Genomic DNA, 17,728 nt, shown 5'->3' on the forward strand with positions numbered 1-17,728 from the left:
TCAATCGCCGATTTCATGAACCGACCCCTCGCCATGCTGGGCGCGTACACGAACATCCTTCGCTGCGAGTCCGCGATTGCGGCGGGCGACGAGACGTGGCGCTCGATCGCCGCGCTGATGCTGCCGTGCTATCGCAACGCGCTGAAGGTGTTGGCACAGGGGCTGAGCACCGATGAGCAGCGGGCGTTCGAGCGCCTGGTGGTCGACGTCCATGCCGACGGCGAATCCATGCGGGTCGCGGCCAACGACCCTCGTTAGACGCACGGCATCCGCTCGTGCACATCCGCAACGCCAACCCGAGGAAGACTTCCCATGAAAACCGCATCGCTCGCACTCGCGCTCCTCGCCTTCACCACCGGGGGCTCCGCTGTCGCGGCACCGCCGGAGCCGCAACGCGAAGTCATCGTTCCGGCCTTCGCCCATGCGATCGCCAACGTGCCCGGCAAGACGCTCACGGCGCTGGTCGTCAGTTACGCCCCCGGCGCGAAGACGCCCGCGCATCGCCACGGCCAGGCCTTCGTCGTGGGCTATGTGCTGGAAGGCGCGATCCGCAGCAAGCTCGACAACGGCCAGGAGGTCGTCTACCGCGCGGGCGAGAGCTGGACCGAGCTGCCCGGTGCCCACCACGCGGTGAGCGACAACGCGAGCGCCACCGAGCCCGCGAAGCTGCTCGCGATCTTCGTGGCCGATTCGAAGGAGAAGAACCTGGTCACGCTCGACAAGAAGTGAGCGCCGCGCGAGGGGTGGCTCAGTTACGATCCGCCCCTCCATTCCCACGGGAGCCAGCTTGAGCCACATCAGTGCCGGTGTCGAATACGGACTGCATTGCCTTCTCTATTTGTCGGGGCCTCCCACCGGAGTCACCGAAGCCAGCGTGCGCGACCTCGCCGAGCTCCAGGGCCTGTCGGTGGAGTTCGTGGCCAAGCTCTTCACCAAGCTGCGCAAGGCCGGCCTGACCGAGGCGACCGAGGGAAAGAACGGCGGCTTCCGCCTGGCCAGGCCCGCCGACCGGATCAGCGTGCTCGAAGTGGTGGAAGCCATCGACGGGCCGAAGGCGCTGTTCGAGTGCCGCGAGATCCGCGGGCGCTGCGCGGTCTTCGACGGCGAGGCGCCGCGCTGGGCGATGGACGGCGTCTGCTCGATCCACGCGGTGATGCTCGAGGCCGAGGAACGGATGCGCGAGGTGTTGTCCTCCCAGACGCTGGCCGACCTGGCCCGGCGCGTCGGTGCCAAGGCGCCGCACAGCCATGCGGGCAAGGTCGTGCACTGGATCGAGACGCGCAAGGCGCAGGGTTGACGCGTTCCTGCTGAGTCCCCGAAAGATCCGGCGACCTGAGCGAGGCCCCCGCGAAAACGCGCTCCCCGCGCGCGGCACCGTGCCGCACAATGCGGGCCGAAACGCCCCCAAGATCTAGGAGACACCTCGTGGGAGAACTTCTCTCGCTCCTGCGCTTCAGCGCCGGCTCGGGCCACATCTGGCTGGACGAGCAGCGCATGCTGCTCCTGCATGCGCGCGCCTTCGCCGAGCTGCGCAAGGAACTGCTCGACTCGCTCGGCATCGAGCGCGCGCGCGGCCTGCTGGTGCGCATGGGCTTCGCGTCGGGCCTGCGCGACGGCGAGGTGGCGGTGCGCGAGCGCCGCGCCGGCATGCGCGCGGAAGACGCCTTCATGCTCGGGCCGCGCCTGCATTCGATCGAGGGCATCGTCTCGGTGCAGAAGACGCAGCTCGAGTTCGACATCGCGACCAGGCAGTTCTATGGCGAGTTCCTCTGGGAGAACTCGTGGGAGTGCGAGGCCCACGTGGCCGACTTCGGCTATGGCGAGGACCCGCAGTGCTGGTCGCAGATCGGCTATGCCTCGGGCTACACCACGGCCTTCATGGGGCGCATGGTGGTGTTCAAGGAGGTCGAGTGCACGAGCATGGGCGACAGCCGCTGTCGCATCGTCGGCCAGCCGGCCGAGGACTGGCACGACGACCACTACCTCGACTACTTCCGCCAGCACCACGTGGCGGAGAACCTGATCGAGTTCAACCTCGGGCTGCAGCACATCCGCCGGCTGCAGCCGCGGCGCGAGTACGACCAGAAGCTGGTCGGCGTGTCGCCGGGCTTCCGCGCCGCCTTCGAGCTGATGCGCAGCGCGGTCGACAGCGCGATCACGGTGTTGCTGCTCGGCGAGACCGGCGTGGGCAAGGAGGTGTTCGCGCGCTGGCTGCACGACAACGGCCCGCGCGCGCGCCAGCCCTTCATCGCGGTGAACTGCGCCGCGATCCCGGCCGATCTGATGGAGGCCGAGCTGTTCGGCGTGGAGAAGGGCGCCTACACCGGCGCCCACCATGCGCGCGCCGGCCGCTTCGAGCGCGCGCACGGCGGCACGCTGTTCCTCGACGAGGTCGGCGACCTGCCGCTGGCCGCGCAGGTCAAGCTGCTGCGCGTGCTGCAGACCGGCGAGGTCGAGCGCCTGGGCGCCGAGCAGCCGATCAAGGTCGACGTGCGCATCGTCGCCGCCACCAACGTCAACCTGCAGCAGGCGATGCAGGCCGGGCGCTTCCGCACCGACCTGTTCTACCGGCTCAACACCTTCCCGATCTCGATCCCGCCGCTGCGCGAGCGCACGGCCGACATCCCGGCGCTGGTCGCGCGCTTCGTCGAGAAATACAGCGCGCTCTACGGCAAGAAGCTGCGCGGCCTGACCGACAAGGCCGCGCGCGACGTGCAGAAGCACGCCTGGCCCGGCAACATCCGCGAGCTCGAGAACGTGATCGAGCGCGCCGTGCTGCTGGCACCCGACCACGGCGACATCGAGGCCAGCCACCTGTGGATGTCGCCGCCCGGCACGCCCGATGGCAGCGGGCTCGATGCCAAGGGCCAGGTCGGCGCGCCGGCCGAGGCCGCGGGCGAGGGCAGCGAGCTCGACGCGCTGTGCCAGCGCGTGCTCGAGCAGAACATCGACATCGCCTCGCTCGAGCGGCGCCTGATGCAGACCGCGATGCAGCGTGCCAAGGGCAATCTCTCGCAGGCCGCGCGCCTGCTGGGCATCACGCGGCCGCAACTGGCCTACCGCCTCAAGAAGGAAGGCCTGCCGGCCTCCTGAGCCGTTCGCGGCGTTTTCACCATTTGATCAAGCTGCACCGCAGCAAATGATCAAACGAGCATCCGGGACTACCCGGGGCTCGCGGCCCGCCGGCATCGCGGGCCTTTGCAAATCAATCACTTAGCCGTGCTGGCACGCCCGTTGCCCTTATTGGCACGGGCGGCGCCGTTGTCGTCCACCAAGTGATGGATTGAACAAGTGATGCCTTCGATGCCTGCGAGCCACCCCAGCGACAGCGCGGCCCGGATGACCGGCCAGCCCTGTTTCGTGCGCGTGACCGGTACCCGTGATGCCCGCTTCGTCGAGTTCGAGTTCGCCATCGGCGACCCCGAGCTCGCGGTCGAGCTGGTGTTGCTGTTCGACCAGTTCCGCGAGTTCTGCACCCGCCACGAGGTGCGCCACCTGACGACCGAGGAGGGCGCGCGCCTGGACTTCGAGCGCATGAAGTGGCGCTTCGGCGCGCCCGGCATCGAGCACTGACACGCCCACCCACCGTTTTTTCCAAAGAGACAACCCAAGGAGACCCCACCGTGCAAGTCGACATCAAGACCTCGGACATCCGGCCGATCCGCCAGACCTTCTCGCACGTGGCGCGGCGGCTCGGCGACAAGCCGGCCTCGCGCTACCAGGAGGCCACGCTGGACATGCAGCCCACGGCCAACTTCCACTACCGGCCGCTGTGGGATCCGCAGCACGAGCTCTACGACAAGCGCCGCACCGCGATCGTCATGGCCGACTGGTATGCGTTCAAGGATCCGCGCCATTTCTATTACGGCGTCTACACGATGACGCGCGCGCGCCAGCAGGAGGGCGCAGACCGGCAGTTCGAGTTCGCCGACAAGCGCCAGCTGCTGGCGCAGGCCGATGCCGGCGTGCGCGAGTCGCTGCAGCAGGTGCTGGTGCCGCTGCGCCACTACGAGTGGGGCGCGAACATGAACCACAGCTACTGCTGCGGCTACGGCTACGGCACCGCGATCACGCAGCCCTTCGTCTTCGCGGCCATGGACCGGCTCGGCATCGCGCAGTACCTCTCGCGCATCGGCCTGCAGCTCGACGGCAACTCGGGCCAGGCGCTCGACGCCGGCAAGGAGGCCTGGATGTCGCATCCGGCCTGGCAGGGCGTGCGCCGCACGATGGAGAACCTGTTCGTCACCAGGGACTGGTTCGAGCTGTTCGTGGCGCAGAACCTGGTGTTCGACGGCCTGCTGTATCCGCTGGTCTACCGCCACTACGTGAACGCGCAAGGCGCGGCCACCGGCCATGCGCTGGCGATGCTCACCGAGTTCATGAACGAGTGGTTCGAAGAGAACGCGCGCTGGGTCGATGCCACGCTGAAGACCGCGGCCGACGAGTCGCCGGCCAATGCCCGGAAGCTCGCGGCCTGGTACGCCGACTGGCGCGCGCAGATCGCCGAAGCGCTCGCGCCGCTGGCCGCGCTGGCGCTCGGCGCCCAGGGCGCACCCGCGCTGCAGGAACTCGCCACGGCGCTCGACGCCCGCTTCGCGCGCTCGGTGCGCACCGCCTGAATCACCACCGCAAGGAGACCCATCCCCATGACCACCGCCACCGCAGAACTCTCCCGCACGCCGGTTTTCATCGCGCTGCAGATCAGCGAGAGCGCCCGCGCCATCGTCGAGGCCATCGTGGCCGACAACCCCGAGGCCAGCGTCAGCGAGTACCCCGCCATGGTCAAGATCGACGCGCCCGGCCGACTCACGCTGCGCCGCGCCACGGTCGAGTCGCTGCTCGGCCGCCGCTGGGACCTGCAGGAACTGCACCTGAGCCTGATCTCGCTGTCGGGAAGTATCGAGGAGACCGACGACGAGTTCACGCTGCATTGGGGCGCCTGAGCGCGCACCCCGAAAACCACCGCACCCACAACGACAACGCACAGGACGACAACGCCATGACGACCCCCAACAGCAGCACCGGCAAGCGCCTCGGCCTCAAGGAACGCTACGCCATGATGACTCGCGGCCTCGGCTGGGAGACCAGCTACCAGTCGATGGACGACGTGTTCCCCTTCGACCGGTTCGAGGGCATCAAGATCCACGACTGGGACCAGTGGGAGGACCCGTTCCGCCTCACGATGGACGCCTACTGGAAGTTCCAGGGCGAGAAGGAGAAGAAGCTCTACGCGATCATCGACGCGTTCCAGCAGAACAACGGCCAGTTCAACATCAGCGACCCGCGCTACCTGAACACGCTGAAGCTGTTCCTCACGGGCGTGTCGCCGCTCGAGTACGCGGCCCATCGCGGCTATGCGATGGCCGGGCGGTCGTTTCGCGGCGTGGGCGCGCGCGTGGCCTGCCAGATGCAGTCGATCGACGAGCTGCGCCATGCGCAGACGCAGTTCCACACCATCAGCCACTTCAACAAGTACTTCAACGGCCTGCACGATCCGCAGCACATGCACGATCGCGTGTGGTATCTGTCGGTGCCCAAGAGCTACTTCGAGGACGCGATGAGCGCGGGGCCCTTCGAGTTCGTGACCGCGATCTCGTTCTCGTTCGAGTACGTGCTGACCAACCTGCTGTTCATGCCCTTCATGAGCGGCGCCGCCTACAACGGCGACATGGCCACCGTGACCTTCGGCTTCTCGGCCCAGAGCGACGAGTCGCGCCACATGACGCTGGGCCTGGAGGTGGTGAAGTTCATCCTCGAGCAGGACCCGGGCAACGTGCCGATCGTGCAGAAGTGGGTCGACAAGTGGTTCTGGCGCGGCTACCGGCTGCTGACGCTGGTGTCGATGATGATGGACTACATGCTGCCCAAGCGCGTGATGAGCTGGTCCGAGGCCTGGGAGATGTATTTCGAGAAGAACGGCGGTGCGCTGTTCCAGGACCTCTCGCGCTACGGCATCCGCATGCCCAAGTACCACGAGGTGGCGAGCAAGGAGAAGGGCCGCCTCTCGCACGAGGCCTGGGCCATCTTCAACAACTACGGCCACGCGGCCAACATCAACGTGTGGGCACCGCGCCCCGACGAGATGGAGTGGCTGTCGGCCAAGTACCCCGACACCTTCGATGCGCTGTACCGCCCGCGCTTCGAGTGGCTGGCCGCGCAGGAGCAGCAGGGCAAGCGCTGGTTCAACAACACGCTGCCGATGCTGTGCCAGACCTGCCAGATCCCGATGGCCTTCACCGAGCCCGACGACCCGACCAAGATCTGCTATCGCGAGAGCAGCTACCACGGCATGAAGTACCACTTCTGCTCCGACGGCTGCAAGGACGTGTTCGACGGCGAGCCCGAGAAGTACGTGCAGGCCTGGCTGCCGGTGCACCAGATCTACCAGGGCAACTGCTTCCCCGAGGGCACCGACCCGACGGTCGAGGGCTTCAACCCGCTCGCGGCGGTGCTCGATTACTACCACATCAACGTGGGCTCGGACAACGGCGAGTTCAACGGCTCGCCGGACCAGGCGAACTGGGATCGGTGGACGGGACAGGACACCTCGACAGAGCGTCGCGCCCCGCCCGAGCAAGAGGCGATCGTCGCTTGAGCCACAACGCGAAGCCGTCACTCATCCAGGAGAAAAAACATGTCCGTCATTGCACTCGCCCCGGGCTACACCGGCACCGTCGCCGATGCCGAGGAGCGCTTCCACGGCAACCGCCTGCTCTACATCGGCTGGGAAGACCACCTGCTGTTCTGTTCGCCCGTGTGCCTGCCGCTGCCCGCGGCCATGCCCTTCGGCGCGCTGCTGTCGCAGGTGCTGCCCGGCGTCTACGGCAGCCATCCCGATTTCGAAAGGATCGACTGGGCCACGGCCGAGTGGTTCGACTCGGGCAAGCCCTTCGTGCCCGACGCCGCGAAGTCGCTGGCCGACAACGGGCTGGTCCACAAGTCGGCGATCCGCTTCCGCACGCCGGGCCTGCGCGGCATCGAGGGTTCGTGCAGCTGAGGCTGCCCACCGAGCAAGGAGCGATGCCATGAGCTTCCAGATCATGATCGAGCCGCTGGGCCAGGGCGTGGCGGCGCGCGACGGCCAGACGGTGCTCGATGCCTGCCTGCGCGCGGGCGTGTGGCTGCCGCACGCCTGCGGCCACGGGGTGTGCGGCACCTGCAAGGTGCAGGTGCTCGAGGGCGAATGCGACCACGGCGATGCCTCGAACTTCGCGCTGATGGATTTCGAGCGCGACGAGGGCAAGATCCTGGCGTGCTGCGCGATGGCGCAGGCCGACCTGGTGATCGAGGCCGAGATCGACGAGGACCCCGACGCGCGCTTCCTGCCGCTCGAGGACTTCGATGCCGAGGTGGTGGAGGCACGCATGCTGACGCCCACGATTCGCGGGCTGTGGCTGCGCACGGAACGCGCGGCCTCGTTCCAGGCCGGGCAGTACGTGATGCTGCAGGTGCCGGGGGTGGAAGGGGAGCGTGCCTTCTCGATCGCGAATGCGCCGGGCGACGACCTGATCGAGCTGCACATCCGCCGCGTGCCCGGCGGCCGCGCCACGGGCTGGCTGCACGACGAACTGCAGCCGGGCCAGCGGCTGCGCTTCACGGCCCCCAACGGCCGCTTCTTCGTGCGCAAGTCGGCGCGGCTGCCGATGATCTTCGTGGCCGGAGGCTCGGGGCTGTCGAGCCCGAAGTCGATGGTGCTCGACCTGCTGGCCGAGGGCTGCACCTTGCCGATCACGCTGATCCAGGGTGCGCGCAATGCCGAGGAGCTGTACTACCGCGAGCTGTTCGAGCAGCTGGCCGATGCGCATCCGAACTTCACCTATGTGCCGGTGTTGTCGGACCTGCCCGAAGGCTCGGACTGGGCCGGTGCGCGGGGCTATGCGCACGAAGCGCTGAAGGCGCATTTCGCGAACGACTTCCGGGGGCACAAGGCCTACCTGTGCGGTCCGCCGCCGATGACCGAGGCCTGTATCGCAACGCTGATGCAGGGGCGGCTGTTCGAGCGCGATATCTATACCGAGAAGTTCTTTACGGCGGCGGATGCGGCTTCTGCCGCGCCTCGCAGTCCCTTGTTCAAGGCGCTCTAGCGATGACTCGTCTTTTTTTGGATGCATCGGGGCGGGCGCACGCCGACGGGGTACTCCCCTCCGCGAATGTCCCCCGCCTTCGGCTCCTCCTTGATTTCGCTGCGGGGAGTACCCCATCGACGTGCGCCTGGACGCAACGGTTGTTGAACCGCCCGCACCACCGCAGCGCCCACGTGCACAGGGCAGTGGGTGCTTCCCGCAGCGAAATCAAGGAGGAGCCCGAAGGGCGGGGGACATTCGCGGAGGGAAGTACCCGCTGTCCTGTGCACGCGTCCCCGATCAACCAAGAAAAAAACATGCCCTTCTCAATAGCCATCGCCAACACCAGTGAGCAATACGACTGCCAACCCGACCAGACCCTGCTCGGCGGCATGGAGCAATTGGGCCGCAAAGGCATCCCCGTCGGCTGCCGAGGCGGCGGTTGCGGCGTCTGCAAGGTCCGCATCGAATCGGGCCATGTGCGCCACGAGCGCATGAGCCGCTGCCACGTCAGCGCCGCGGAAGAAGCCCAGGGCTACGTGCTCGCCTGCAGGGCCTACCCGCAAAGCGACCTCGCCCTGCGCGCCGTCGACAAGCTGGCCCGCTGCATCGAACGGCATGCGGCAACGACTTCCAGAAATTCCAGTTCCCCCACCTGAACCTTTTCAACCACCAAGGAGACTCTCATGGCAATCACCGGCGTCATCCGTCCCGGACACGTGCAACTGCGCGTGCTCGACATCGAGGCCGCGCTCAAGCACTACCGCGACGTGCTGGGCCTGATCGAAACCGCGCGCGATCCGCAGGGCCGCATCTACCTCAAGGCCTGGGACGAGCACGATCACCACAGCGTGGTGCTGCGCGAGGCCGACGAGGCCGGCATGGACTTCATGGGCTTTCGCGTCGATTCGCCCGCCACGCTCGAGAAGCTCGCGGCCGATGTCAAGGCCAGCGGCCTCGCGACCGATCTGCAGTGGATCGAGGCCGGCGAGCATCTGCGCACCGGCCGGCGCTTTCGCTTCACCGTGCCCACCGGCCATTCGATCGAACTGTTCGCCGAGAAGGAAAAGGTCGGCAACGGCATGTCCTACGAGAACCCCGAGGTCTATCCCGACGATCTCAAGGGCATGGCGCCCTCGCGCTTCGACCATTGCCTGCTGTACGGCGACGACCTCGACGGCACCATGAAGTTGTTCATCGACGTGCTGGGCTTCCAGCTCGCCGAGAGCGTGGTGGCCGGTCCCGAGCGCATGTACATCGCGGCCTTCCTGACCTGCTCGACCAAGCCGCACGACATCGCGTTCATCCGCCATGCCGAGAAGAACAAGTTCCACCATGCGTCGTTCCTGCTCGACAACTGGGGCGAGGTGCTGAAGGCGGCCGACATCATCTCGAAGAAGCGCGTGTCGCTCGACATCGGCCCCACGCGCCATGGCATCACGCGCGGCGAAACCATCTACTTCTTCGACCCGAGCGGCAACCGCAACGAGGTGTTCTCGGGCGGCTACATCTACTACCCGGACAAGCCGCCGCTGGTGTGGACCGACGACGAGCTCGGGCGCGCGATCTTCTATCACGACCGCAAGCTCAACGAGAACTTCCTGAGCGTGCTGACCTGAGGAGCGTTCGATGAAGCAGTTCATGAACTTCATCGGCGGCGAGTTCGTCGCCGGCGCGAAGACCTTCGAGAACCGGGCGCCGGTCGACAACCGCCTGATCGGCCTGGTGCACGAGGCCGGCGCGGCCGAGGTCGATGCCGCCGTGCGCGCGGCCCGCGGCGCGCTCGACGGCGAGTGGGGCCGCATGAGCGTCGCGCGCCGCGTCGAGCTGCTGCATGCGGTGGCCGACGAGATCAACCGGCGCTTCGACGACTTCCTCGCCGCCGAGATGGCCGACACCGGCAAGCCGCATGCGCTGGCCTCGCATGTCGACATCCCGCGCGGCGCGGCCAACTTCAAGGTGTTCGCCGACATCGTGAAGAACGTGCCCACCGAGAGCTTCGAGATGGCCACACCCGACGGCGGCCAGGCGCTTAACTACGCCGTGCGCTCGCCGCTGGGCGTGATCGGCGTCGTCTGCCCCTGGAACCTGCCGCTGCTCCTGATGACCTGGAAGGTCGGCCCCGCGCTGGCCTGCGGCAATACCGTCGTCGTCAAGCCCTCGGAGGAAACGCCCGCCACCGCCACCCTGCTCGGCGAAGTGATGAACGCCGTCGGCATCCCGCCGGGCGTCTACAACGTGGTGCACGGCTTCGGGCCCGACTCGGCCGGCGAGTTCCTGACCCGGCATCCGGGCGTGAACGGCATCACCTTCACGGGCGAGACCCGTACCGGCGAGGCCATCATGGCCGCGGCCGCCAGGGGCGTGCGGCCCGTGTCTTTCGAGCTCGGCGGCAAGAACGCCGGCATCGTGTTCGCCGATGCCGACTTCGACAAGGCCGTGGCCGGCATCACGCGCTCGGCCTTCGAGAACTGTGGCCAGGTCTGCCTGGGCACCGAGCGGGTCTATGTGCAGCGGCCGATCTTCGACAGGTTCGTCGCGGCGCTCAAGGCCAAGGCCGAGGCGTTGAAGCCAGGTCCTTCGGAAGAACCCGGCGTCGGCCTCGGCCCGCTGATCTCGCGCGAGCACCAGCGCAAGGTGCTGTCGTACTACGAGAAGGCCGTGCAGGAAGGCGCCACCGTCGTCACGGGCGGCGGCGTGCCCGCCATGAAGGGCGCGCTGGCCGAAGGCAACTGGGTGCAGCCCACCATCTGGACCGGCTTGCCCGAGACGGCCGCCGTGATCCGCGAGGAGATCTTCGGCCCCTGCTGCCACATCGCGCCCTTCGACACCGAGGAGGAGGCGATCGCGCTCGCCAACGCCACCGACTACGGCCTCGCCACCACCGTGTGGACCGAGAACCTAGGCCGCGCGCACCGCGTCGCGAAACGCGTCGAGGTCGGCATCTGCTGGGTCAACAGCTGGTTCCTGCGCGACCTGCGCACCGCCTTCGGCGGCGCCAAGGCCTCGGGCATCGGCCGCGAGGGCGGCGTGCATTCGCTGGAGTTCTACACCGAGCTCCGCAACGTCTGCATCAAGCTCTGAGGACACGGCAGTGACCAATCCCGAGATCGCCCACAGCGTGCGCACCGGCGGCTTCGCCACCAACGTGCACGACCTGGGGCAGGGCGCGCCCGTGCTGCTGATCCACGGCTCGGGCCCGGGCGTCAGTGCCTGGGCCAACTGGCGGCTCGTGCTGCCGGTGCTGGCCGCGAGTCGGCGCGCGATCGCGCCCGACATGGCCGGCTTCGGCTTCACCGAGCGCGTGCCCGGCGCGGCCTACGACATGGACGGCTGGGTGCGCCAGGCGCTCGACCTGCTCGACGCGCTCGACATCGAACGCACCGACCTGATCGGCAACTCCTTCGGCGGCGCGCTCGCGCTGGCGCTGGCCATCCGCGCGCCGCATCGCGTGCGCCGGCTGGTGCTGATGGGCAGCGTGGGCGTGCCCTTCGCGATCACGCCGGGCCTCGACGCCGTCTGGGGCTACACGCCCTCGTTCGAGAACATGCGCCGCATCATGGACGTGTTCGCCTTCGACCGCACGCTGGTCAGCGACGAGCTCGCGCAGCTGCGCTACGAGGCCAGCATCCGGCCGGGCTTCCAGGAGTCCTTCGGCGCCATGTTCCCGGCGCCGCGCCAGCGCTGGGTCGATGCGCTGGCCAGTCCCGAGGCCGACATCCGCGCGCTGCCGCATCGCACGTTGCTGATCCACGGCCGAGAGGACCGCGTGATCCCGCTCGCCACCTCGCTGACGCTGTCCGAGTGGATCGCCGACAGCCAGCTGCATGTGTTCGGCCGCTGCGGCCACTGGACCCAGATCGAGCATGCCGCGCGCTTCGCGCGGCTGGTCGGCGACTTCCTGGCCGAGGCCGACTGATTTCTTCCATCCCAACGCAAAGAGAGACCATGGACCCCACACTGATCCAGCAGCTCGGCGACGAGCTCTACGAGGCGCTGCGCGCGCGCGGCGTCGTCGATCCGCTCACCAGCCGCCACGAGGGCATCACCGTGGCCGATGCCTACGGCGTGCAGCAGCGCATGATCGCGCGCCGCCTCGAGGCCGGCGAGCGCATCGTCGGCAAGAAGATCGGCGTGACCTCGCGCGCCGTGATGAACATGCTCGGCGTGTTCCAGCCCGACTTCGGCTACCTGCTCGACGGCATGATCGTCGGCGAGGGCGAGTCGATCGACAGCACCACGCTGATCCAGCCCAAGGCCGAGGGCGAGATCGCCTTCATCCTCAAGCGCGACCTGATGGGCCCGGGCATCGGCAATGCCGACGTGCTGGCCGCCACCGAATGCGTGATGCCCTGCTTCGAGATCGTCGACTCGCGCATCCGCGACTGGAAGATCAGGATCGCCGACACCGTGGCCGACAACGCCTCGTGCGGCGTGTTCGTGCTCGGCGACAGCGCGGTCGATCCGCGCCGCGTCGACCTCTCGACCTGCGGCATGGTGCTCGAGAAGAACGGCGAGATCATCGCCACCGGCGCGGGCGCCGCCGCGCTCGGCTCGCCGGTCAATGCGGTCGCGTGGCTGGCCAACACCCTCGGCGCGCTCGGCATCGGCCTCAAGGCCGGCGAGGTGATCCTCTCGGGCGCGCTCGCCGCCATGTTCCCGGCCCAGGCCGGCGACAACTTCCGCGTCTCCATCGGCGGCCTCGGCGGCTGCTCGGTGCGCTTCCATTGACGGAGAAAAACCCATGACGAACAAGATCAAGTGCGCGCTGATCGGCCCGGGCAACATCGGCACCGACCTGCTCGCGAAGCTGCAGCGCAGCCCGGTGCTCGAGCCGGTGTGGATGGTGGGCATCGAGCCCGAGTCCGACGGCCTGAAGCGCGCCCGCGAGATGGGCCTGAAGACCACCGCCGAGGGCGTGGATGGCCTGCTGCCGCACGTGAAGGCCGACGGCGTGCGGATCGCCTTCGATGCCACCAGCGCCTACGTGCATGCCGAGAACAGCGCGAAGCTCAATGCGCTCGGCGTGCTGATGATCGACCTCACGCCCGCGGCCATCGGCCCGTTCTGCGTGCCGCCGGTGAATCTGCAGGCGCTGATGGCCGATGCCGGCGAACGGCCCGCCAACGTCAACATGGTCACCTGCGGCGGCCAGGCCACCATCCCGATGGTGGCGGCGGTGTCGCGCGTGCAGCCCGTGGCCTACGGCGAGATCGTGGCCACCGTGTCGAGCCGCTCGGTCGGCCCGGGCACGCGCAAGAACATCGACGAGTTCACCCGCACCACGGCCGGCGCTGTCGAGCGCGTGGGCGGCGCCGCGAAGGGCAAGGCGATCATCATCGTCAATCCCGCCGAGCCGCCGCTGATCATGCGCGACACGGTGCACTGCCTGACCGAGGACACGCCCGACGAGGCGCGCATCACGGCCTCGGTGCACGCCATGATCGCCGAGGTGCGGCGCTACGTGCCGGGCTACAAGCTGGTCAACGGCCCGGTGTTCGACGGCAAGCGCGTGTCGATCTACCTCGAGGTCGAGGGCCTGGGCGACTACCTGCCCAAGTACGCCGGCAACCTCGACATCATGACCGCCGCCGCGGCGCGCACGGCGGAGATGTTCGCCGAAGCCATGCTCGCCGGCGCCCCGCAACCCGAAGCCGTCGCGGCATAGGAGCACCCACCCCATGAACACCACCACCCTGAAGGGCCGCCGCGTCACCGTGCACGACATGACACTGCGCGACGGCATGCATCCCAAGCGCCACCTGATGACGCTCGAGCAGATGAAGCACATCGCCACCGGCCTCGACGAGGCGGGCGTGCCGCTGATCGAGGTCACGCATGGCGACGGCCTGGGCGGCAGCTCGGTCAACTACGGCTTTCCGGCCCACTCCGACGAGCAGTACCTCGGCGCCGTCATCCCGCTGATGAAGCGCGCCAAAGTCTCGGCGCTGCTGATCCCGGGCATCGGCACCGTCGACCACCTGCGCATGGCGCACGGCCTGGGCGTGCACACGGTGCGCGTGGCCACGCATTGCACCGAGGCCGACGTGTCGGAGCAGCACATCGCGATGGCGCGCAAGCTGGGCCTCGACACGGTCGGCTTCCTCATGATGGCCCACATGGCCTCGCCCGAGCTGCTGGTGCGGCAGGCGCTGCTGATGGAAGGCTACGGCGCCAACTGCATCTACGTGACCGACTCGGCCGGCCACATGCTGCCCGAGGACGTGAAGGCGCGGCTGGGCGCGGTGCGCGCGGCATTGAAGCCCGACACCGAGCTGGGCTTCCATGGCCACCACAACCTGGCAATGGGCATCGCCAACTCGATCGCCGCGGTGGAGGCGGGCGCGAACCGCATCGACGCCGCTGCCGCGGGGCTGGGCGCGGGCGCGGGCAACACGCCGATGGAGGTGTTCGTCGCGGTCTGCGACCGCATGGGCATCGAGACCGGCGTCGACGTGTTCGGCATCCAGGACGTGGCAGAGGACCGCGTGGTGCCGATCATGGACCACGCGATCCGCGTCGACCGCGACTCGCTCACGCTGGGTTACGCGGGCGTGTACTCGAGCTTCCTGCTGTTCGCCAAGCGCGCCGAGAAGAAGTACGGCGTGCCGGCGCGCGAGATCCTGGTCGAGCTGGGCCGGCGCGGCATGGTCGGCGGGCAGGAGGACATGATCGAGGACACGGCGATCACGCTGGCGCGCTCGCGCCAGGAGGTGGCGGCATGAAGCTCGATGCGAAGACCATCGCCGCGCTCGCCGAGCACCTCGAGACCTGCGAACTCGAGGCGCGCGACACGCCCAAGATCACCGACGAATACCCGCAGATGGACTGGGACGACGCCTATGCGATCCAGGACGAGATCCGCCGCCGCAAGACCGCGCGCGGCCTGCGCATCGTCGGCCTCAAGGCCGGCCTGACCTCGCACGCCAAGATGAAGCAGATGGGCGTGACCACGCCGGTCTTCGGCTTCATGGCCGAGAACTACGCCGTGCCCGAGGGCGGCGAGTGCCGGGTGAGCGAGCTGATCCATCCGAAGGTCGAGCCCGAGATCGCCTTCGTGACGAAGCGCGCGCTCAGGGGCCCGGGCTGCCACATCGGCGCGGTGCTCGCGGCCACCGACTTCGTGCTGCCGGGCATCGAGGTGATCGACAGCCGCTACCGCGACTTCAAGTTCGACCTCAAGAGCGTGGTGGCCGACAACACCTCGGCCTCGCGCTTCGTGGTCGGCGGCCGGGCCGTGCCCGCGAGCGAGGTCGACCTGCGGACCACAGGCATCGTGCTCGAGAAGAACGGCCAGCCCGTGGCCTTCGGCGCCGGCGCGGCGGTGCTAGGCCATCCGGCTGCGGCCATCGCGATGCTGGCCAACCACCTGGGCGCGCGCGGCGAGGAGATTCCCGCCGGCACGCTGATCCTGTCGGGCGGCATCACCGAGGCGGTGGCCGTGCAGGCCGGCGACGCGGTCACGCTCAAGGTGCAGGGCATGGGCAGCGTCGGGCTGCGCTTCGTCTGAACGGGAAAGGAGCAAGACCATGCCGTTTGCACAGATCTACCTGATCGAAGGCCGCACCGAGGACCAGAAGCGCGCGCTGATCGAGAAGGTCACGGCCGCCATCGTCGAGGCCGTCAACGCGCCGAAGGAGAACGTGCGCGTGTGGCTGCACGACGTGCCGAAGGAGAACTGGGGGATCGCCGGGGTGTCGGCGAAGGACCTGGGGCGCTAGCGGCCTCGCCAGTGCCGGCGAGGGCGCGGCGCAGCGCCGGCGCCTCGGCCTCGATGTGGGCCCAGAGCCGGCTCGCGACCGGCCCCGGCGAGCGGTCGCGCCGGCGCGCCGCCACCAGCTCCTCGACGCTGCCGGGCAGGTGGCGGCCCGCGATGGAGCGCAGCCGGCCGTCGCGCAGTTCCTCCTCGATCAGGAAGCGCGGCATGTGGCCCCAGCCCAGGCCCAGCAGGATCACCTCCTTCTTCATGAGCTGGTCGGCCACGGTGCACTGGTGCGCGCCCTCGATCAGGAAGTGGTCCTGGGGCGGCGTGTGGCGCGCGGTGTCGCGCATCACGCACTGGGTGTAGGCGCGCATGCGCTCGGGCCCCGGCGCGCGCGGCAGCGGCTCGGCCAGCAGCGCCGGCGCCACCACGGGCACGAAGGGCACCTTGCACAGGTCGATCCACTCGAGCCGCGGATCGCGCTTGTCGATACCGTGCAGGATCAGGTCGGCCTCGCCGTCGAACAGCCGCTCGGCCGGCCCGGCCACCGCCTCGAAATAGAGCGCGAGCCGCGTGCCCGGGCACTGCGCGAAGAAGCGCGCCAGCATCGCCAGCACCTGCGGCCGCGGGCACAGGTCGCCGATCACCACGCGCAGCTCGCTTTCCTCGCCCACCGCGAGCTGGCGCGCATGGCCGAGCAGGCCCTCGAGCTCGCGCAGCAGCGACTGCGCGCGCGCATGGAAGGAGCGCCCGGCCTCGGTGGGCTGCACGCGGTAGCCGCCACGGTCGAGCAGCACCAGGCCGAGCTGCCGCTCGAGCTTGGCCACGGCCGCGAACACCGCCGGGTGCGAGCGATGCAACTGCGTGGCGGCGGCCTGGAAGCCGCCCGCGCGCACCACCGCGTCGAAGCATTGGAGGTCGTGCAGGGTGAATTCGCTCATGTTCGATTTGCTGACAAGGATTGATCGAACTTTGTAATTTCTTTCGCCAAGCGGCGCAACTACGATTTGACGCACGGTGATCGCCGTTGCAGGAGCCCGGGGCTCCGAAGCCATGCCAAGGAAAGCACGCCATGAGCCACTTCACCCACACCACCACCGCCGGCGACGGCGCCCGCATCGCCTACCGCTTCGATGGCGATGCCGGCAAGCCCGTGCTGCTGATGTCGAACTCCATCGGCACCACGCTCTCGATGTGGGACGGCGAGGTCGAGGCGCTGGGCCGGCATTTCCACGTGCTGCGCTACGACACGCGCGGCCATGGCGGCTCGGGCGTCACGCCGGGCGCCTATTCGATGGACCGGCTCGGCCGCGACGCGATCGAACTGCTCGACGCGCTGAAGATCGAGCGCGCGCATTTCCTCGGCCTCTCGCTCGGCGGCTTCATCGGCCAGTGGTTGGGCGTGCACGCGCCCGAACGCATCGACCGGCTGGTGCTGGCCAACACCTCCTCGTGGCTCGGCCCGGCCCGTGTGTTCGACGAGCGCATCGTCGGCGTGCTGGCCGCCCCCGACATGAAGGAGACGGCCGAGGGCTTCCTGCGCAACTGGTTCCCCGAGCGGCTGCTGACCGAGAACGGCCCCGTGGTGCAGGCCTTCCGCCAGGTGCTGCTCGAGATCGACCCGCGGGGCCTGGCCGGCGCGCTCGCCGCCGTGCGCGACGCCGACCTGCGCCGGCCCATCGCGCTGATCGAGCGGCCCACGCTGGTGATCGCGGGCGAGTTCGACCCGGTCACGGCCGCGAGCCATGGCGAACTGATCGCGGCCACCGTGCCGGGCGCCCGGCTCTTGACCTTGCCCGCGGTGCACCTGTCGAACGTGGAGTTTCCGAAGGAGTTCGTGGGCGCGGTGGTCGATTTCCTCGAGGGCCGATGAAGGGGAGGCAGAAGGGGGCAGGTGGGTCGCGGGCGATCGATTGTTTCCTTCCCGTGAACGCCGCGGTTCCATTTGCCTAGGGTTTTTACC

General features: G+C 68.6%; 20 protein-coding genes and 1 pseudogene. 20 read left to right on the forward strand and 1 reads right to left on the reverse strand.

Annotation, left to right across the window (positions count from 1 at the left end):
• The first annotated feature begins 15 nt into the window (after positions 1-15).
• From ACODT0_RS21155 to thmT, 19 genes are all read left to right on the forward strand, one after another.
• Positions 16-258: a hypothetical protein gene (locus ACODT0_RS21155; protein ID WP_422097385.1), complete on the forward strand. Its 243-nt coding sequence runs from the start codon at positions 16-18 to the stop codon at positions 256-258.
• Between the two features lie 54 nt (positions 259-312).
• Positions 313-729 carry a cupin domain-containing protein gene (locus ACODT0_RS21160; protein ID WP_489042196.1) on the forward strand — a complete coding sequence of 139 codons (417 nt, stop codon included), beginning with the start codon at positions 313-315 and terminating at the stop codon, positions 727-729.
• A 58-nt stretch (positions 730-787) separates the two neighbouring features.
• Positions 788-1,297 (forward strand): RrF2 family transcriptional regulator, encoded by a 510-nt coding sequence (locus ACODT0_RS21165; protein ID WP_489042197.1) that lies wholly within the window; start codon positions 788-790, stop codon positions 1,295-1,297.
• Between the two features lie 89 nt (positions 1,298-1,386).
• On the forward strand, positions 1,387-3,093 hold the full coding sequence (locus tag ACODT0_RS21170; RefSeq protein WP_489042198.1) for a sigma 54-interacting transcriptional regulator: 1,707 nt from the start codon (positions 1,387-1,389) through the stop codon (positions 3,091-3,093).
• A gap of 210 nt (positions 3,094-3,303) precedes the next feature.
• Positions 3,304-3,573: a phenol hydroxylase subunit gene (locus ACODT0_RS21175; RefSeq protein ID WP_172705560.1), complete on the forward strand. Its 270-nt coding sequence runs from the start codon at positions 3,304-3,306 to the stop codon at positions 3,571-3,573.
• A gap of 50 nt (positions 3,574-3,623) precedes the next feature.
• Positions 3,624-4,619, forward strand: coding sequence for an aromatic/alkene monooxygenase hydroxylase subunit beta (locus ACODT0_RS21180; RefSeq protein WP_413763881.1), 996 nt, complete (start codon positions 3,624-3,626; stop codon positions 4,617-4,619).
• 27 nt (positions 4,620-4,646) lie between these two features.
• Positions 4,647-4,943: an MmoB/DmpM family protein gene (locus ACODT0_RS21185; RefSeq protein WP_057597160.1), complete on the forward strand. Its 297-nt coding sequence runs from the start codon at positions 4,647-4,649 to the stop codon at positions 4,941-4,943.
• Between the two features lie 56 nt (positions 4,944-4,999).
• On the forward strand, positions 5,000-6,595 hold the full coding sequence (locus ACODT0_RS21190; RefSeq protein WP_057597164.1) for an aromatic/alkene/methane monooxygenase hydroxylase/oxygenase subunit alpha: 1,596 nt from the start codon (positions 5,000-5,002) through the stop codon (positions 6,593-6,595).
• A 39-nt stretch (positions 6,596-6,634) separates the two neighbouring features.
• Positions 6,635-6,997 carry a phenol hydroxylase subunit P4 gene (locus ACODT0_RS21195; RefSeq protein ID WP_489042199.1) on the forward strand — a complete coding sequence of 121 codons (363 nt, stop codon included), beginning with the start codon at positions 6,635-6,637 and terminating at the stop codon, positions 6,995-6,997.
• Positions 6,998-7,025: 28 nt separating this feature from the next.
• Positions 7,026-8,084, forward strand: coding sequence for an NADH:ubiquinone reductase (Na(+)-transporting) subunit F (locus ACODT0_RS21200; RefSeq protein ID WP_479672148.1), 1,059 nt, complete (start codon positions 7,026-7,028; stop codon positions 8,082-8,084).
• Between the two features lie 296 nt (positions 8,085-8,380).
• The gene (locus ACODT0_RS21205) at positions 8,381-8,722 is read left to right on the forward strand and encodes a 2Fe-2S iron-sulfur cluster binding domain-containing protein (protein WP_489042200.1); all 342 of its coding nucleotides are present in this window, start codon (positions 8,381-8,383) and stop codon (positions 8,720-8,722) included.
• 27 nt (positions 8,723-8,749) lie between these two features.
• Positions 8,750-9,682 (forward strand): catechol 2,3-dioxygenase, encoded by a 933-nt coding sequence (locus tag ACODT0_RS21210; protein ID WP_057597595.1) that lies wholly within the window; start codon positions 8,750-8,752, stop codon positions 9,680-9,682.
• A gap of 10 nt (positions 9,683-9,692) precedes the next feature.
• Positions 9,693-11,147, forward strand: coding sequence for a 2-hydroxymuconic semialdehyde dehydrogenase (locus ACODT0_RS21215; RefSeq protein WP_296738731.1), 1,455 nt, complete (start codon positions 9,693-9,695; stop codon positions 11,145-11,147).
• A gap of 10 nt (positions 11,148-11,157) precedes the next feature.
• Positions 11,158-11,982 (forward strand): alpha/beta fold hydrolase, encoded by an 825-nt coding sequence (locus tag ACODT0_RS21220; RefSeq protein WP_489042201.1) that lies wholly within the window; start codon positions 11,158-11,160, stop codon positions 11,980-11,982.
• Positions 11,983-12,011: 29 nt separating this feature from the next.
• A complete protein-coding gene (dmpE, locus tag ACODT0_RS21225) occupies positions 12,012-12,794 on the forward strand; it encodes a 2-oxopent-4-enoate hydratase (protein ID WP_057597598.1) in 783 nt (260 codons plus the stop codon).
• Positions 12,795-12,807: 13 nt separating this feature from the next.
• Positions 12,808-13,731: an acetaldehyde dehydrogenase (acetylating) gene (locus ACODT0_RS21230; RefSeq protein ID WP_489042202.1), complete on the forward strand. Its 924-nt coding sequence runs from the start codon at positions 12,808-12,810 to the stop codon at positions 13,729-13,731.
• A 13-nt stretch (positions 13,732-13,744) separates the two neighbouring features.
• Positions 13,745-14,788 (forward strand): 4-hydroxy-2-oxovalerate aldolase, encoded by a 1,044-nt coding sequence (dmpG, locus tag ACODT0_RS21235; protein WP_489042203.1) that lies wholly within the window; start codon positions 13,745-13,747, stop codon positions 14,786-14,788.
• Positions 14,785-15,573 carry a 2-oxo-3-hexenedioate decarboxylase gene (gene dmpH / locus ACODT0_RS21240; protein ID WP_489042204.1) on the forward strand — a complete coding sequence of 263 codons (789 nt, stop codon included), beginning with the start codon at positions 14,785-14,787 and terminating at the stop codon, positions 15,571-15,573. Before dmpG ends, dmpH begins: the two co-directional genes overlap by 4 nt.
• A 19-nt stretch (positions 15,574-15,592) precedes the next feature.
• Complete coding sequence (gene thmT / locus ACODT0_RS21245; protein ID WP_057597602.1) at positions 15,593-15,784, forward strand: 2-hydroxymuconate tautomerase; 192 nt, start codon at positions 15,593-15,595, stop codon at positions 15,782-15,784.
• A 19-nt stretch (positions 15,785-15,803) separates the two neighbouring features.
• Here thmT and ACODT0_RS21250 read toward each other — a convergent pair.
• A pseudogene (locus ACODT0_RS21250) lies at positions 15,804-16,706 on the reverse strand (LysR family transcriptional regulator); the annotation flags it as partial.
• A 131-nt stretch (positions 16,707-16,837) separates the two neighbouring features.
• On the opposite strand from ACODT0_RS21250, the gene ACODT0_RS21255 reads away from it, so the two are divergent.
• Complete coding sequence (locus ACODT0_RS21255; RefSeq protein ID WP_489042205.1) at positions 16,838-17,638, forward strand: alpha/beta fold hydrolase; 801 nt, start codon at positions 16,838-16,840, stop codon at positions 17,636-17,638.
• The last annotated feature ends 90 nt before the right edge of the window (positions 17,639-17,728 follow it).

This window comes from Variovorax sp. FG153 (assembly GCF_057809595.1).

What these genes read in the sequence shown, in the direction of transcription:
- dmpH (WP_489042204.1), top strand. Translation starts at nt 14,785, where the DNA reads ATGAAGCTCGATGCGAAGACCATCGCCGCGCTCGCCGAGCACCTCGAG.
- ACODT0_RS21195 (WP_489042199.1), top strand. Translation starts at nt 6,635, where the DNA reads ATGTCCGTCATTGCACTCGCCCCGGGCTACACCGGCACCGTCGCCGAT.
- dmpE (WP_057597598.1), top strand. Translation starts at nt 12,012, where the DNA reads ATGGACCCCACACTGATCCAGCAGCTCGGCGACGAGCTCTACGAGGCG.
- ACODT0_RS21155 (WP_422097385.1), top strand. Translation starts at nt 16, where the DNA reads ATGAACCGACCCCTCGCCATGCTGGGCGCGTACACGAACATCCTTCGC.
- ACODT0_RS21200 (WP_479672148.1), top strand. Translation starts at nt 7,026, where the DNA reads ATGAGCTTCCAGATCATGATCGAGCCGCTGGGCCAGGGCGTGGCGGCG.
- ACODT0_RS21255 (WP_489042205.1), top strand. Translation starts at nt 16,838, where the DNA reads ATGAGCCACTTCACCCACACCACCACCGCCGGCGACGGCGCCCGCATC.
- ACODT0_RS21190 (WP_057597164.1), top strand. Translation starts at nt 5,000, where the DNA reads ATGACGACCCCCAACAGCAGCACCGGCAAGCGCCTCGGCCTCAAGGAA.
- ACODT0_RS21175 (WP_172705560.1), top strand. Translation starts at nt 3,304, where the DNA reads ATGCCTGCGAGCCACCCCAGCGACAGCGCGGCCCGGATGACCGGCCAG.
- ACODT0_RS21160 (WP_489042196.1), top strand. Translation starts at nt 313, where the DNA reads ATGAAAACCGCATCGCTCGCACTCGCGCTCCTCGCCTTCACCACCGGG.
- thmT (WP_057597602.1), top strand. Translation starts at nt 15,593, where the DNA reads ATGCCGTTTGCACAGATCTACCTGATCGAAGGCCGCACCGAGGACCAG.
- ACODT0_RS21170 (WP_489042198.1), top strand. Translation starts at nt 1,387, where the DNA reads ATGCGGGCCGAAACGCCCCCAAGATCTAGGAGACACCTCGTGGGAGAA.
- ACODT0_RS21230 (WP_489042202.1), top strand. Translation starts at nt 12,808, where the DNA reads ATGACGAACAAGATCAAGTGCGCGCTGATCGGCCCGGGCAACATCGGC.
- dmpG (WP_489042203.1), top strand. Translation starts at nt 13,745, where the DNA reads ATGAACACCACCACCCTGAAGGGCCGCCGCGTCACCGTGCACGACATG.
- ACODT0_RS21205 (WP_489042200.1), top strand. Translation starts at nt 8,381, where the DNA reads ATGCCCTTCTCAATAGCCATCGCCAACACCAGTGAGCAATACGACTGC.
- ACODT0_RS21215 (WP_296738731.1), top strand. Translation starts at nt 9,693, where the DNA reads ATGAAGCAGTTCATGAACTTCATCGGCGGCGAGTTCGTCGCCGGCGCG.
- ACODT0_RS21210 (WP_057597595.1), top strand. Translation starts at nt 8,750, where the DNA reads ATGGCAATCACCGGCGTCATCCGTCCCGGACACGTGCAACTGCGCGTG.
- ACODT0_RS21185 (WP_057597160.1), top strand. Translation starts at nt 4,647, where the DNA reads ATGACCACCGCCACCGCAGAACTCTCCCGCACGCCGGTTTTCATCGCG.